10 protein-coding genes are annotated in these 16228 nt (G+C 58.8%); 3 read left to right on the forward strand and 7 right to left on the reverse strand.

What is annotated here, in order from left to right:
- Positions 1 to 7: 7 nt before the first annotated feature.
- From ETAA8_RS03430 to ETAA8_RS03440, 3 genes are all read right to left on the reverse strand, one after another.
- Entirely contained in the window at positions 8 to 7261 is a 7254-nt protein-coding gene (locus tag ETAA8_RS03430) for a protein kinase domain-containing protein (protein ID WP_145084908.1), read from the reverse strand.
- A 102-nt stretch (positions 7262 to 7363) separates the two neighbouring features.
- Positions 7364 to 7843, reverse strand: coding sequence for a hypothetical protein (locus ETAA8_RS03435; RefSeq protein ID WP_145084911.1), 480 nt, complete (start codon positions 7841 to 7843; stop codon positions 7364 to 7366).
- A gap of 48 nt (positions 7844 to 7891) precedes the next feature.
- Positions 7892 to 8974 carry an AOC03_06830 family ribosome hibernation factor gene (locus ETAA8_RS03440; RefSeq protein ID WP_145084914.1) on the reverse strand — a complete coding sequence of 361 codons (1083 nt, stop codon included), beginning with the start codon at positions 8972 to 8974 and terminating at the stop codon, positions 7892 to 7894.
- A gap of 272 nt (positions 8975 to 9246) precedes the next feature.
- Between ETAA8_RS03440 and ETAA8_RS03445 the strand changes: the two genes are divergently transcribed.
- Positions 9247 to 9501: a hypothetical protein gene (locus ETAA8_RS03445; RefSeq protein WP_145084917.1), complete on the forward strand. Its 255-nt coding sequence runs from the start codon at positions 9247 to 9249 to the stop codon at positions 9499 to 9501.
- A 12-nt stretch (positions 9502 to 9513) separates the two neighbouring features.
- On the opposite strand, the gene ETAA8_RS03450 is transcribed toward ETAA8_RS03445, so the two are convergent.
- Complete coding sequence (locus ETAA8_RS03450; protein WP_202921533.1) at positions 9514 to 10209, reverse strand: ureidoglycolate lyase; 696 nt, start codon at positions 10207 to 10209, stop codon at positions 9514 to 9516.
- A gap of 26 nt (positions 10210 to 10235) precedes the next feature.
- Positions 10236 to 11003 (reverse strand): DNA alkylation repair protein, encoded by a 768-nt coding sequence (locus ETAA8_RS03455; RefSeq protein ID WP_145084920.1) that lies wholly within the window; start codon positions 11001 to 11003, stop codon positions 10236 to 10238.
- 220 nt (positions 11004 to 11223) lie between these two features.
- Between ETAA8_RS03455 and ETAA8_RS03460 the strand changes: the two genes are divergently transcribed.
- Positions 11224 to 12471, forward strand: a complete 1248-nt coding sequence (locus tag ETAA8_RS03460) for a PIN domain-containing protein (protein ID WP_145084923.1) — start codon at positions 11224 to 11226, stop codon at positions 12469 to 12471.
- A 7-nt stretch (positions 12472 to 12478) separates the two neighbouring features.
- On the opposite strand, the gene ETAA8_RS03465 is transcribed toward ETAA8_RS03460, so the two are convergent.
- Entirely contained in the window at positions 12479 to 12997 is a 519-nt protein-coding gene (locus ETAA8_RS03465) for a DUF4189 domain-containing protein (protein ID WP_145084926.1), read from the reverse strand.
- Between the two features lie 245 nt (positions 12998 to 13242).
- Entirely contained in the window at positions 13243 to 13467 is a 225-nt protein-coding gene (locus ETAA8_RS03470; protein ID WP_145084929.1) for a hypothetical protein, read from the reverse strand.
- 1142 nt (positions 13468 to 14609) lie between these two features.
- Between ETAA8_RS03470 and ETAA8_RS03475 the strand changes: the two genes are divergently transcribed.
- Complete coding sequence (locus ETAA8_RS03475) at positions 14610 to 16019, forward strand: transposase (protein WP_145083689.1); 1410 nt, start codon at positions 14610 to 14612, stop codon at positions 16017 to 16019.
- The last annotated feature ends 209 nt before the right edge of the window (positions 16020 to 16228 follow it).

Consider the following 16228-nt stretch of genomic DNA (forward strand, 5'->3'; position numbering starts at 1 on the left):
CGGCAATTTACTTGGGTGGAGTTGCGGGAGCGGCTTCGTCGCAATTGATGATGCATTGGGGGAATGCCTGCTTAACGGCGGCGACGCCGGCCGGATCGAGATTATTCTTTTCGCCCTCTATGAGGGTCAGGTTTTTGCAGGTCAACAGCGGGCGCAGATCCACGATCTTCGTGTAGCCACAGAACAACCGGCTGAGGGGCGAATTCGACAGAGGAGTCAGGTCCGCCGTCGGCGTGTCGCCAATGTTTAATGATGTTAATGGCATTCCGATCAGCGGACTGAGATCGGTAACGTTGCTATGACATACATTAAGAAACGAGATTGGCATTCCACGTAACGGGCTGAGATCTGAAAACGGCTTGCGCTGATTATCGCTCGCGACGAGGTCGAGCACGTAGAGCTTGGCAAACGCGCGCACTGGCGACACATCGCGCAGGTTGTCAAGACGCAGCCGAATTCCAAACACGGCTCCCCCGTTGAGCACCGGTTCTGCTTCGCCTTGATTGCCGCGAATGATTCCATCAAATCCCGGGTTGAGTGCGACCAACTTCTTGCTGACAGCTGCGATTTGTTCATTCGCGGGAAGCTGTTGCGTTTCGGCGACCCATTGTTGGAACGCAGGCGATTGCCACGGCCTTATTTCGGTCGGCGGCGCGGCGGTCGGCTCGAGGACCATTTGTTTGCCTTGATCGCCGTCCATGCCGACCAGTGTGATGCGGCACCAAGGAACTAGCTTGGCAAATCGCTGAGCCGCGGGGAGCCGCGCCGCATGACCGTCCTGATAGCCGCTAAAATTCAGGCGAGTCAGCCGCGGCAAGGGGCCGAACTCTTCCAACTTCGCGTGATTGATGTTGTAAAGCCGTAGGTCTTGGAGCGACGTCAAACGTGCGACCTGACGTTCCCAGTCCGGGTAGGCGACGTATTGCAGGCCCAGCGATTCCAATTGGTTAAACGCAGCCAGAAATGCAGGGTCCGTATCCTTGGGGCCGATGCGTCCCAAGGAGAGCTGGCGCAGGTTGACCAGCGTTGCCAACTGCGGCAGCCCGTCTTTGGTCACCGGGGATGACGACACGTCGAAAACGCCCTTGAGCGATTCCAGATCGGCGAGCGTTGCGAGGCGTTTTAGCACTTCGTCGGTGACGGCCGCGCCGTTGTTGTAGTCAAGCGCGACGCCGACGATTGTCGCGGGCGAGGTTGGCGGCGTCGCGGTTGGCTTGAGCGTGGTTTCCGTGTACGGTCCCGAACGCAACGTGAGCGTCGCCCTGAGCCCTTGCAGCCAGACGATGTCCTCGGGCTTCGACGGCGCAAGGGGCCAGCGAAGGGCCGCGGCTGCCGGCGTCCCACTGCGCAGCGGTTTCATCACGCCGCGGGTCGTGGTCAGCTTGGCTTCGATGAGTTTTGTGGAGGCGGTCTTGGTGAGGTAACTCTCAAAAAAGAGTGTCGGCTCGGGGAGGTCGGGGCCGACGGCCGCTTGGAGTTGTGCGCGCGTGCCGGTCCATTCGAACACCGGCTTTCCAGTATCGACGACGACGATTCGGACTTCGTTCGCAGTGGGGCGAGTCACTTCGATCTGGACGTCGCGCCGCTTATTTTCGCCGAAGTGCGATCGCACTTCGGAGCTCGGGTTGGTGGAAGCGTCCGCCTTGGGCCCTCCCAATTGGAGGATCACCCGACCAGCACTAAAGGCGACGACCAGGCCTTTCGACTCGAAGGGGAGCGTCACCTTGGGATATCCCCGATCGGCCGAGAAGGCTAGTCGCAACGAATACTCCTCGCCCGGATCGACAGGCAAACGGAGCAAGTAGTTCACGCCCGCCGTTGCCGCGGTGTGCAACTCCGCCCCTTGCCTGGTCCACTCGCCCCTCAGCACGTCTTGGCTCAGATCGACGAATGGCAAGAGATCGACTTCCGTCGCCGCCGCACCCGGCGCGGGCAGCGCGATTGGCAGCACGACGCGGCCGAAGCCGGAGTAATTTGTCTTTTCTACTTCGGTCTCGTCGGCCCAGAAATCGGCGCGTGCGAAACTATTGACCGTTCGGCGATCTACTCCGCCACCGTCCTTGCCCGAGCCGCCGCGCTTGATCCGAAATGCCCCGACGTCTTCCCGAGGATCGTCGCGACGGCTAAGCAGCCCCGCCGAGTACGGACCGCCGCCGCGAGCAGTGCAGTCCCAACACGTCTCACTCGACCCAGCGTATAGGCCAACCAGACCGAACGGATTGGGGGCAGCGCACTGTCTCTTGAACTCGACGTCGTTGACGCTGTCATTACCGAAGTACCAGAGCGTGTTCGTACCCGCGCGGCAGGCATATTCCCATTGGGCCTCGGTGGGCAAGCGGTAGCCGTCGGCATCGTCGATGGGTGTGATCTGCGCCCCTTCGATCCGGTAGGCGGGCCGCTTCCCTTCGCGCTCGCTCAGCTTATTGCAAAACGCGATCGCGTCGGGCCAGGCCACGTAGCTCGACAACGGTTTGTTCGGATCCTGCTCCATCTCGGGTCGTAGTTGCCCGACGACGTCGCGATAGCGGCCGGACGTGACTTCCTCTACTTCCATGTAGAACGGCCGCGTGATTCGTACGGGATGCGCCGGCCGCGCATGAACTAGTTGCCTATTCAATCGATCTTCTTTCACACCCGTCAGCCGCATCAACTCTTCGTCGGTATACTCCGGGCCAAGCCCCATCTGGAACTCGCCCGGCGGAACGAGTCGGAACTTCATGCCCAGGCCGTTGGTGAATTCGACCGGCTTGCCGAGATACCTCGCCCAAGATTCTTGATGCTTCAGCGCAGCCGCCGTATCGAAGGGAAAGACTGCCGGGGGCGGTGCTTGCGAAGTGGTGGGAGATGGCACGGCGACAGCCTTCAGCAAGTCGTCGTCGCGGATGACCCACAGCGTACGACCGTCGCCAGAGATGGACACGGCCAGGTTCGCCGCGCGAAATTCGGGGCCGAGTTCGATTGGGTTTTCGAACGGTGCGTCGATCGTGGGACGCGTCGCCATCCAAATGGCTTTGGGCGCTTCGGGGGTCCGATCTTCGGCCACCACCGCCACCAGCGTGAGGCCGTCGTTGGTAATGGATGTCGAACGGAGATTGCCCAAACCGTCGATTGCTTGGCCGATTGGCTGCACCGACGCGAATTCCTGGTCAGGCCCAGTTCGCCGCGCTACACGACCGACCGATTGCTGCGAGGAAGTCGTCCGCGTAAACGTCAGCCACCGGCCATCGGCAGAGAGGCCGGGATACCAAGAGCGACCAGGCTCATTGATCTCGGTTCCTAGCCGGACGGGTGCGCTAAATGGTTGGGCGGCGTCGGCACGGGCGGTCGACCACAATGCTTCGCCTGCCGATCGTTTAGAGAAGAAGACTAGCGTTTTGCGATCCTGCGAAATCGTCGCGTAATTGTCTTCCGATTCGTTTGCCACTTTGCCATTGACGATCGGCCCCAAATTCACCGGTGTGGGCCAAGGATCGCCGACACGCTCGCGGGTCGTAAGCACCACGTCGCGATCTTTGCCCGGGGTACTTCCGACCAACGTCATGCCGTCGTGGCCGATAAACGGCGCAGATACCTTGGGCAAACTCCCCGGCCCGTTGCGGGCTTCGGTCGCCACGATTTTCCATCTGCTGCCAGCTGAAGACGGAGACGTCGCACTCGGCCGCGCTGGGGCAGTAGCATTCGGCGCAGTACCACTTTTCGGCACGCGGCGGGTCTGCCAAAGATCAGTACTACCCTGTCCACCTGGGCGATCCGACATAAACACTAACGTCGTATCATCAGCTGAGAGCGCAGGACAACCATCGCGAATGTCGGCTCGGCCGCGAGGCAGATTCAACGGCGTCACCGTTTCAAACGGTTGGTCGGTGTTAGCTCGTGTGCTGACCCAAAGCTGCGAATCTTCTTTGGTGGTGACGGCAAAAATCAATGCTCGACCGTCCGACGATAGAACGGAATTCATGGTATTGCTGATCTCCGTCATTGCCGGATGGCGTGGCAGGAGAAACGGAGCTGGAGTTCCGAACGGCGCATTGATCTTGGGTCGCTGACTGAGCCAATATCGATCCCGTAGAAATCCGGCTCGCTCCGAGCGAAACAACAGTGTGAGGCCGTCTGCCGACAGGTTCGGTTCGCAATCCATAGCCGTTGAATTTAACTCGGCCAAAGGTTTGGGGGCGTCGAACGGAACGTGGATCGAACGGCGACGTGCTTCCCAAAGATCAGTGAATTGCAGATCCGTCGTTCCTTTGGCAAACCGGCGAAACACGATCGAAAGGCCGTCTGTCGAAAGAGTTGGCGAAGTCGATCCATGTTCGGCGAAGACAGGGTCGGTTCCCAAAGGTTGAGGGGCGCTGAAAGGAGCATCGACCGACGTGCGCGTCGCCATTACCATTTTTGAGCGACTGTTGCTGTAACTGAAATAAACCAAAGTGAGCCCATCGCCTGACAGGGTTGGACTTACTTCGGCAGACGCGCCGTTGATCAACGGGCCCAGATTCTCCGGCTCGGTCCAAACATAATCGGGCGAGGTAAGCACCTCGGCCGGCGAAGGCATCGAACTTCTCCGGGCTCCCCTGACGTTAACCCACTTGGCCCCGACGATCTTGCCGTGGTGGTTGTTGCCGCTGGAGTCGTTGAGCACGTCGCCCTTCCCGTCGTCACAGTGGTAGAGCGCCACCGTGTCGGCGTCCGGCTCGAACCGCTTGTAGGGGACGAAGTTCTCGGTATACCGAGCCTTGTTCGATACACGAATTTCGTAAGCCTGCCCGGTAAAGAACATGGGGTTCTTCTCATCGGGTAGCCTGCCCAACAAAATCGGACCGATGTTCGCCGCCTTGAGTTCTCCTGGGCCGTAGTTTTGTGGAAACTCGGGGAAGCGCAAGCCGTCGACGAAAAGCGCGATCTTGCTCCCATCCCACACCCAGGCGAAATGGACGGCCTTTCCGGGTTCGACATCCTTTCGGCGAGTCAGATTGTATCCATTAGCCGTCTGGCTGAGTTGGGCCTCCCACATCTTCCCTCGGATCACCAAACCGGACCATTTGCGTCCCGAAAAATGAACTAGACCAGCGTTTTCCAGGTCGTCCGGCAACTGGGCAATCACGTACCCTTCCACGGTGAATGGCCTCTTCCCGTCGTACTCAATGGGCAATTCGGCCCAACTGCTGCCGGTAAACGACAGGGCACCGATCGAACCTGATGCAGCCGGGTCGGCATCGTTGTTAACCCACTTGGCCCCGACGATCTTGCCGTGGTGATTGTTGCCGGAGGAGTCGATCAGGACGTCGCCGGTTCCTTCGTCGCAATGGTAAAGCACAAGCGTACTGGAATCTTTGCTAAAGCGATCGCCACGTGCGGGGGGCGCAAAGTTGCCCTGATAACGGGCAACATTGGAAACGCGCACTTCGTCGATCAAGCCGGTGTGAACCCAGCCAAGCCGTAAGTCATGTCTTTGCTTGAGAAAGTCCTCATCAAGGTCCAGGTTCTTGGTTCCGACGAGAGCACCGTTCACATAGAGGCGGATTTGCTTCTTTTCGTAAACGCCTGCCAAGTGCGTGGGGCGGTCGGTTGGAGCGGAGTGAACAATCTCACCTTGTTTCCAAACGCGGAAATGCCACTGACCATTTTCGCCACCGAGGTTGAGCAGGTCATAGAAAAACACCGACGAAGGAACTTTATCTGGAACCACTTGTTGCACAGCATCTGGATGCAACCAGGCTTCGAGAGTGAGTGGTCCCGAAAGATCGACCTCGACGGGGCAGGTAACAACACTATCGACGTCGAACTGCAGTGCGAAGTTGGGGGAAGACACTGCGTTACGCGATGCAGTCGGCCTCCCACTAGTTTCGTCTGCTTTCACAATCGCTGTGCCTCCATCGGGCACTTTGACCTTTGCTACTTCATTCCCATCTTTGTCCTTAATGATGACCCACACACCGAGCGCGATCAGAAGCAGGCCGCCCAGCCCGCCGGCGACAAGCGCGAGCGGTTGTCGCCACCAAGGACCGCGGGGCCTCTTGAGTGAGCGATCGCTGGCGACCTGGATCGATCGTTGTGAGATAGGATCCGTCGTGGCTTGCGAGTTGTTGAGCGCGATTGTTGGGGAAACGTCGGCCGCTGAGTTGGCAGTCGTGCGTGGCTGTTCGGCAAGGGCCGCTCCGCTGGTCGTTGCCTTGTTGCCCGAGAACGATTGAAAGAAGGAGCCGAGCTTGCTCTCCGCTGCAGGCTTGGCGACAGGACCGGACGCCTTGGCAGCGAGGGCGATGAGAGCCCCTTCGACCTCGGCCATTGTTTGATAGCGGGCTTCCGGTTTCTTGGCCACCATTCGCTCGAAGATTGCCACCAACTCTTTGGGCGCATCGGGCCGCTGCGTGGCGAGGGGCGGAATTGGCTTCTGCTGGTGCGCCATCAGCTTTTGCACGAGTGATTCACCCTCGTACATGTTCTGCGCGGTGAGTAATCGATAGAGCGTGCAGCCCAGCGAGTAAATATCGGCCCGGCCGTCGGCATGGCGAGTATCGAAGGCCTGCTCCGGTGCCATGTAGTCGACAGTCCCCATTACGTCGCCCGATTTGGTAAGCCCGTCCTGAACGGCACCATCATCGAAACGAGCGAGACCCATATCGAGAATCTTGACGACGCCCTCTTGATCCAGCAGCAGGTTGGCCGGCTTGATATCGCGATGAACGACTCCCTTGCTGTGGGCAAAGGCGAGCCCCTTCGCCGTCTGGCGAATGTAATCAACGGCTTGCGCGACCGGCAGCGCGCCGGACGAAGCGACGATGTGTGACAGGTCGCGTCCCGCGACGTGTTCCATCACCAGAAAATGCTGTCCCTTGGCGTGCCCTGCATCGTAGGCCACGACAATGTTGGGATGGACCAACTTGGCGGCTGCTTCAACTTCGCGCTCGAACCGCTTGATGGCCGCATCGTCTTTGGTGAGGGAAGTCGGCAGCAGCTTGATCGCCACCAGGCGTTTCATGCGGCGATGCTGGGCCTTGAAGACTTGCCCCATGCCGCCAGCGCCGATCCGGGCGAGCAACACGTAGTCGCCCAGCACCAGTGGAGTCTGACTGCCGGCCAGCAACTCCTCAGCCTGAAACTTGGTGAGCTTCTCGCGCTCGACGAGCAGCTTGGCGAGGGCTGCGCCATCTTTTGGCCGCTGGCCGGCTGGGAGTTCGTTCCACAGCCCTTTGATTTCGTCAGCCGACGAAAGCCCCGCGACGATGACGGACTTTGCAAATTGATCGGCACCGACAGCCACGGCAGGTTCTCCAGCAGCCCCCCATTCTAACCAGATGGGCCAGGTTTTCGCCACACTTCAATGGTGCGGAATTGAAGCCGAAGCGTGCCGGGACTCTCCGTATCAAAGCCAAAAGCGTTCACGCTGTTTGCGGGTTAGTTGTTGATAGGCGTCGGTGTCTTTCGCCAGGCGGTCGAGAAATCCAATGGCCAGTTCCCACGCCATGCTCTCGCGCTCGGCCTGAGTAATCACCTTCAATAACTCGCTCGCATAGGAGCCAAACATATAGACCTGCGTGGGGCGAGGCACCGCTTTGTTGTTGGCCAGAATGGCCAGGTGCTCGATCTCGAGCAGCATAAGGTGAAACTTGCGTTCCATGTCGCAATTTGTTGGGTCGCGCACCAGGGTCCGGCTCTCGATCGCCGCAATATTCTGCGCGATGTAGCTTCCTTCGTCGAACAGCCGCAGATGCGCCTCGATGAACCGCGACAGATTCTCAATGCGGCGATTGCGAATCTGCGCGTACGAGTTCAGCGCGAAGACCGACAGCGCAACGATGGCCGTTACGACTGTCGCATAATCGCGCAGCTGGCTGGTATCCACAGGACAACCCTGCTATCGACGGAAAGGGAGAGAGGACGCAATCAGCGCTTAGCTGCGGACCACGACCGCGATCTTTTGATGAACTTCCAGATCGTCCTCTCCATAAAAGTAAACTTCACCACCGGCTTCCATGACTCGTTCGATGACCTCATCGACCACATCGTCGAGCGCTGCCGGCCCATTACCCGTGAAGGGCATTAAGCGGTCACCTTCCGGGCTGATATCGGCCGGATACTTGAAGTTCTTTTCGACCAGCAACACGCGGACCTTGCCGCCGACCACAGCGCGCCAGACCTGATCGATTCCCGAAGCATGCCGACTCGCGCTCACCGCGTCATCGAGTTGCACCAGCGCTTCGGTACGACGAACCGTCGCGCCAGCTTCAAACACGGGCCACACCAACTTGCCGAGTGCCAGGGGGGCCGTCTTTTCGTGATTGCCGGCGAGCATGCCCACGATCGATGCCTGCTGCGAGGTCACCTCGCGATAGAAGGCCAAGTTCCGTTCGACGCCGACCACCACCAGCGGCAGCGGACTGGCTTTTTGAATCTTCGCGACCGCTTCGTCGACCGTGCGAAAATACTTCCGCATCGCTTCGTCGCGGATGGCTGAACGATTGACTCCCACACCGCCGGGCAGCTTCGCCGCGCCACCGGGTCCGCGATGCTCGAACGGAAACGGCGCCTTCGTGTGCTCTTCGAGCACGGTCGTCCAAGCGTCGTAGAAGTATGTAGTATGCCCCAACACCAGCACGCGATAAGGGACCGCGCGGTTCAAGGCATACACGAGATCGCGGGTCGCAAACGTCTCGTCCACGATGGCGCGAGGCTTCACTTTAAAGGGGAGATTGACCGCCAGCGATTCGGTCGCACTCGCAAACAGCGCCAAGCCATCGAGCGTATGTTGCCAATCGACTTGCTTGACGAGTTCCTTCAAGTTGTTGACCACAGCCGCCACTTCACGCTTTTTAAATTCCTTTTGCAGGCGGGCAATCGCCTTGCTCACCAGGTTCTTCACCTTGATGGGATCGGCCTTGTTAGCCGGCGCCGTCCGATGCGTAGGGGCCAGAATCGAAACGGAGGGGTAAGCACTCTTGGCTTGAAAGGCCTTCAACTCAGAACGGGACAGCATGGAAAGGTCCTTGTGCAGGAAAAGAATAATCAGTAGCGAAACAGCGATGTCTTGCTCAGCAGATCAGAGTTGTAAGTTACCCTCGTTATCGGCCTCGCACTAGCTGCCCAACGTGCTCCTGCCACGGCTGGTGCGTTGCGCGGTTCAGCAGGGAATTGGGTGCTTCCCGGCGCGGCCCTGCCGGCGTATCGTAAGGCCGATCTCGCCAAATATGGTCGCATCGCACTACGTTGCGTGATCGAATTAGTACTTCAACGGAAGTGGGAGTTTTCATGGATCGCCGGACCAAAAAAGTCGGTGTCGTCCTCGCCCTGGTGGCCATGGTCGTCTTCATCTTGCCGATGTGCGGCTGGCTGTGGTATTTGAGAGTTGCCAACGCCAACCTGGTTACTCGCACACGCGCAGTGGTGGAAAAGAACCCGCAGCTACAGGCTGCCTGGGAGCAGGCGATGCAGGATAAAATGCTGACCGCGGCCGAGGCGAAAGCCATCGAAGATGCGGCCGGCCAGCCGGCTCCCGCGAACTGAGCGGCCCGCAAATTAAAGCGTCTCGCGAGCGTCTTCTGCGCGTAAAGAGACTGATAAGTAGCAGCCGAACTCTTGGGGAAAGTTCGAGCCGACGCGGGCATGGACTTTTCCCTGACGGCCGAAGAAGCGAAAGCTGTCGTTGACGGGGCAGAGCGCTTCGTGCCAGACGCCAGGATGAATGTAGAGGCCGGTGCCACCCTCCGAGTAGAACGCGACGAAGCTGTCGGGCGTGATGTCGTCGCCGGGAAGAGCCAACGTGGTGACGAAGGGACCAGGCTCCAGCGGAAAGAACAACTGGCCACCGTCAGGATGATAGTTGCACCGCCACAGCAGCAACTCTTCGCGCGGGGCCGTCTGCCGGTCTTCGCGGGCCTGGCTCGGTTGGCAAGTCCAACCCAACACATAGTCGTCATTCACCGCTTCGTTGCGGGCCCGCAGTACATCGCCGTGCCACTTAAAGGCAAACATCCCTTCGGTGGTGCCACCTTGATCGCCGGTCCCCGGTTCCACTTGCCGCCACCCCAGCGAAGGCCAGCGCACGATCTCGACCTTGCGCGCATCCGGATGCTCGATGATCTCGCCGAAGCCGCGCAAGTTCGCAGCGGTCGCTTTGACGAGCGGCACTCGATGCACCGGCATATCGGGCATCGTCGCTGCCAAGGGCTTGAGATTCGGAGCAGCCAAAGTCGCCGCAATCGCATCGGGCATTCTGAAGTTCTCCCTCTGAAACGTGTTCACCCTTGCCGCTTCACCATTTCGTTAATCCAGATCGGGGCGAAGGGTGAGGTGCAGCCTTTGGAACAAGGATAATCGCGATAGAGCCCCAACTCATCACCGATCGCGATGGCGCGCTTGCGTAGCTTGGGGAAGTGGATGCCGATTTCGGCGAGACAAGCATTCATTGTCCATTGCACTTCGGGCATGGCGGTGGCCATCTCCTGCTCGATGCGACCGAGCAGCGCTTCCAGGTCGAGCCCGTCGGGGCTCTTTGCAACGCGGCCAGCTGTCAGTTGCCAGCCAGAACGGGCCGTCCAGCGGTCTTTCGAAGTTAGCCATTTTTTGCGCAGCGTTTCTTTGTCGGCATGCTCCTTCACGACATAGGAATGGAGCCAATCGGCCACCCATGTAAAGGAGATCGACTTCACCATTTGCTCCAACTCAGCGGACGATAGGAGTTTGACATCGATCAGGAGCGTCGCCAGTTGCTGGGCGTCCACGTTGCCGGTTTTCCACAACGACAAGGCCAACTCGTGATTGGTCTTGATCTTGTCCGCAAGCTTACGAATGTCGCCGCGTTTCACCCCGAACTGATTGTCACCAGCGCCGGCGCCCCAAGCCCCGCCCTTAGCGTTTTGCGCCCGCACACTTGCATTGCCCAACGACTTCAGCTGGCTGAGCGTTTCTTCCAGAGTGAAGGTCTTGCCCTTCGGCGACGCGGGTGCCGCTTTGGCCTTCGCTACTTTGGGTTTCGTCGCCGTCTTGGGCGTCACTTTCTTTGCCATCGTACCTGCCTTCTAATTTCCGATATCCCCAAAATGCTGGAGCCCGATGACGGCCTTCCTTACAAGTGCTTTGTAACAAATCGGCCCGTGTTGCGCTTCACCATTCTATGACCCCGAACCTTAGCAGCGTTACTACCATTCCGCCTGCATTGTTGCCGTCCTCACGACGCCAGTTTACGAAACAGAGTTTGCCAATCGGTGAGAAAACGGAGTCTTCGTCATGACGAGAAAGGTCTTACTCGATGCCAACGTCATTGAGCAGATTGGGCGGGGAAATGAAGCAGCTGCGAATGCCTTGAAGCAACTGCGGGCCTCGGGTGCCGAGATCCTCGTCAGCGAGCAAGCGTTTGATGAAATGGTGAACAAGCCCGATATTCCGCGCACGGCCACTGCCAAGAAGGAATTCCTGCGCGAAATGGGCATTAAGACCGCACCGGCCGGCAATGCCAAGATCTACGAGGAAGTGATTGCCAAAAACAACGTCGGCAATGGCAAGACAATCCTGGGCGAGGCGGATGTCAAAACGGCGGCTCAGGCTCGCGCGATTGATGCCGAAGTGTGGAGCCTTGATCGAGGGTTTCGCAACAACGGCACGGCCGTCTCGAAAAAACTGGGCGTGTCCGTGGCGGACGAATGCAACTTGCCGCTGGCAAAGCAGGGGACGCCCGAAGACTTCCGAGTTGCGCGGCGATTAGTAGGGCTGGATGAAATCGAAATCGACCTGAATGGGAACGTCAAAAAAGGGACTGGCAGCGGACCGAAAAGCGCCGCAGCCAAAGCGGGCGGCTCCGGCGGGTCGACGCCCACCAGAGGCGGTGGAGGAGGCAGCACCGGTGGCGGAACTGCACCAACCGGCGGTGGCACAAGTGGAGGAGTCGCGCCAGGCGGAACGGGGACTTCGATTCCGTCGACCGGCGCCAAGATTCGCGTGAAGCTCAACGCGGCGAAAGTTGCCTTCAAGTCAGGGGTCGCCGGTGCCTTCACCGCCTCGAACCTGGCTTCCATGATTCCCGATGTCATCCTAGCCATCGCCGATAAGGCGGCGCTCCGCGACGCCCTCCGAAACATCCAGACCAAATTCATTAAGGAGGGTTTTGGCAAAGGAGTCGCCGCGGCTTGCATGGGTCTGACGCAAGACGATGTCGATGCCGAAATGAAGAACCGCGTGTCGAACTTTCGTGTGCGTGGCATGGGCGATGCAGCCGGGCAACTCAGCCTGACGCACATGCTGCAACTGGCCGAGGGCTGCGAGAACTATGCGGTCGACGTCGGCTTTTTTTATGGCTCAACCCGCCCCTACGAATGGGTTTTCCAGCTGCGAGAAGAAGGCTTTACCACCCTCTCAAAACAGGGCTGGACGTTCAAAGAAGAATGGGAACTATGGGAATACGACTTCATCAATAAGTTCGCTTACGTCATCCGCCACAAGACCGACGCCATCGTCGGCCCGGCCATCAAATTCACCTGATGCAGATCTACGGCGAGGCAGTCGGCTCTGGAAGCAGGAACGGCGGCAGCAGCGGAACAAGGCTGGGCGACGGCGGGGTAGTCTCGATCGGCCGAAAACGAGGAATCGGCCTAGGCTCATAAATATACTGACCGTCCGAAACCAGGCAGAGCACAATCCGGGCTCCCTTCGTTCGCTCGCGGCAGTTCTTCAGGGCCGTTTCCATGGCTTCAGCATTGCCAGCTTCGTCACCGAACGTCCAGCCGGTCCCATAGCTGCCCGCTTCGTCCCCGAGGGCCAAAGCACAAAAGCCCCGATTGACCCAGCAGACAATCTTGGCATCTTTCTCGGTCATCTGCCGCAGGGCAGCCTGCTCGGCCGAGAAGCGGCTGCCGTAGTTGTAGGCGTAGCGATAGTTGCCGGTCGACGGAGCATACGCCACCGCGGCATAGCTGGTATTGCTCACATCAATGGCCGACACTGTCGACGACAAACAAATCAGGCAAGCGAAAACGCTGGCGACACAAAGGAAACGGCGGACGTTCATGCTGGGGCTCCTGCTTGCGGGGTGAATGTGCCAGGCAGAAAGCGCCTGACAACCTCAATACCAGCGACCAAACCCGTTGTGACAGGACCGCAGCAACAAACTGGGCGGGGCAAGCTTGGGCGAAGTGAAATCAATTCGCACTTACGCCAATTTGCCCCCAGCCGCTCTCACCCTAAACGTTCAACAATGTCCTCATTGTTGAACACGAACCCCCAGCCAAACCCGAGAGTTACGCCATCCTCTGTTCAACGATGCCCCCCATAGTTGAACACCCCCTGTTGGCGGTTCGGCGACGTAACTCGCACTCTGCGATCGCCCCACACCGGCACTTTCCGTGATTCTCCCTTCCACTTTCCCAGGTAAACCGAAATGTCAACGAGGAGTGTGCCCCCCGCGCCGTCTGCCGCGCTGACTCCGCCGGAACATTCGCCCCACCGCTGCAGCGCTCGCCACCATGAATCACGAACCATGCAGCAACTCCACAACCGGAAATTTCCGTTATTCTCACTCGCGCGCGAAATTCCCCTCATCGCCCAACTACCCATCGGCCAAACAGTTACGCCCTCCTCCTTCGCCATAACTCCTTACGACACGCTGGAAACGTCCAAATTCAATTTCCATAATTTCCACCTTCCCAGGTAACTCGCAGTGTCAACGAGGAGTGTGCTCGAGCGCCGTCTGCTGCGCTCTCTCCGCCGGAACATTCGCCCCACCGCTGCAGCGATCGCACTCACAAACCACGAACCATGCAGCAACTCCGAAACCGGAAATTTCCGTTATTCTCACTCGCGCGCGAAATTGCCTTCATCGCCCAACTCCTCATCCGCCAGGCAGTTACACCTTCCTCCTTCGCCATAACTCCTTACGACACGATGGAAACATCCAAATTCAATTTCCATAATTTCCACAACCAGATGCCACGACTCACAAGACACTTTACGCATAACTTCCATCGCACATTTTCTTTATTTCCACCCAAATTGCCAAAGTTCTAGCCAACAAGTTAGATGCGCAGTCGTTGACTAGTCTGGTCCACCTCAAAATTATTTTTCCACCGTTCTCGCTGGCACGAAGGAGCGTGTTGGGAGTGAGAAAAGCCTCTGCAAATAGCCCGACGTGTCAGCAAGGGGAAATCGAGAGCAACCGCTCCTCGCAGCGGAACGCGATATCAGAATAGTTCCCTCGCTCACGCATCGGGCTAAGTAGGAAACTCATCCTGCCAGCGTGAATGGGTATACTATTTTGCCACTACTCGCACGCCGAAGCGACACGCCTGGCCGGTCCTTTTTCGGGTGGCACGGGTGTACTCACCCGTGTTCTCCCCTGTCTTATGAGGTACGGCTCCGTCGCCAAGAACGACAGAAACCAGCTCCGATGTCGCCCACCAGGGAAGTGCCGCCTTACCCCAAAATGGCTCGCATTCCACCAGACGTTGCCAGTCGTTCTCGCCCCAAAATGGCCACCAAACACGGGTGAGTACACCCGTGCCACCCAACGCCGTGAACCCTTTTTGGCGAGAGTGAAAAAGTCTTGATGCGATTGAGGTTAGTGGCGATGCTTTCGTTTCTCACCGCGAAAGGATCGTTCACCGCTCACCCGAAAGGATTCGGGAATGTCGCATCAAGACCCTAGTCGAAGTCAGCAAGGTCGAAGTCAGGTTGTCGTTGCCGAGTTCCAAGCGGATCAGCTCAAGCAGTCACTGGAGCGATTGCTCGGCGAGGGGGACTGGGGTGCGATTCGGTTTCGTGACGACTGCACGTGGGGCCCACGGCAATTGGCGGCCACGGCGTTGCTCTGGGCTTGGTCGGATGAACTCACGCTGGGGGACCGCTTCTTTGCTGCCCGCAGATTAGCTCAATTTCTGTTTGCGCCGCAACAGGAGTTTGCCAGTTCGGTGCAAGCCTTCATGAAGTTGCTGCTGCGTTGGACGGTGCTGCTGGTCGGCGTATTGCAGGTGACGTTTCGACGGCAGATGCAGCGTGCATTACCCACCCTTTGGCGAGTTCATGGCCTGGTCCTCTTCGGCATTGATGGCAGCCGAGTCGACGTGCCGCGAAGCAAGTCACACGAGGCGGCACATGCTCCGGTTCGCGATGGTAAGGGACGAAAACTCAAACGCAATCGTCGCCAGAAACCGCGCACCGCGATTCACTCGCGCAAGGCAAGCGTCCCGCAAATGTGGTTGACCCTGCTGTTTCACGTCGGCACAGGACTGCCTTGGTCGTGGCGAATCGGTCCGACCGGCAGTAGCGAGCGCGAGCATTGGTTGGCGATGCTCGACGAACTTCCGAGCAATGCCCTGATCACCGCCGATGCTGGCTTCGTGGGTTACGATTGTCTGCGCGCCGTTGTTAACAGTGGTCGCCATTTCCTGGTGCGAGTCGGTTCGAATGTGCGTCTGCTGTACAAGCTGGGCTTCTCCCGCGAAGTCGTTGGCACGGTGTATCTCTGGCCCGATCGTGCTGCCCGTCGCAGTCAGCCGCCGCTCGTGTTACGCCTCGTCGTGGCCACTGGTGGAAAGTATCCGGTCTACTTGCTCACCAGCGTCGGAGAAGAAGAATTATCGCGCGGACAAGTCCTCGACGTTTACCGTCGTCGCTGGGGCGTGGAACTCTTCTTTCGCCACTTGAAGCAAACGTATCAGCGCCGCAAACTTCGCAGCACCAATGCCGCGCATGCGCGTTTGGAGTTGGAGTGGTCGCTGCTGGGACTATGGAGCATGGCGCTCGATGCTCAGGTCCAAGCGACGCGCGTACAACTAGATCCTACTCAACTCAGCCTAGCGGGCGTCTGGCGCACGTATCGGCGGCTGATGCGCGACTATCGACATCCGCTGGCTCGGCAACAATCGCTCCCCCACCAACTCCCTCAAGCAGTGCGCGACACCTACGAGCGAGCCAACAAATCCAGCCGCAACTATCCTCGCAAAAAACGTCCCGACCCGCCCGCTGGCTCTCCCGAGTTCCTACTCGCTACCAAGTCCCAAATCCATCGCGCCCGCTACCTCACGACCGCTGCCTAAAAAGGGTTCACGGCGTTGGGTGGCACGGGTTCTACCCGTGTCTGCAGGCAATTTTCGTTTGAGGGAGAGTGGCTCCGTCTGGTGGACTTCGTGCCGTTCTGAGGTAACGCTGCGATGCAGTTCATGGCGAAATCGAATTGATGTCCGCGAGAATTGGCTAGGAGCGTTACCGCATAAGACCAGGGAACACACGGGTGGAACCCGTGCCA

The sequence above is a fragment of the Anatilimnocola aggregata genome (genome assembly GCF_007747655.1).
In the GTDB taxonomy this organism is placed as follows: domain Bacteria; phylum Planctomycetota; class Planctomycetia; order Pirellulales; family Pirellulaceae; genus Anatilimnocola; species Anatilimnocola aggregata.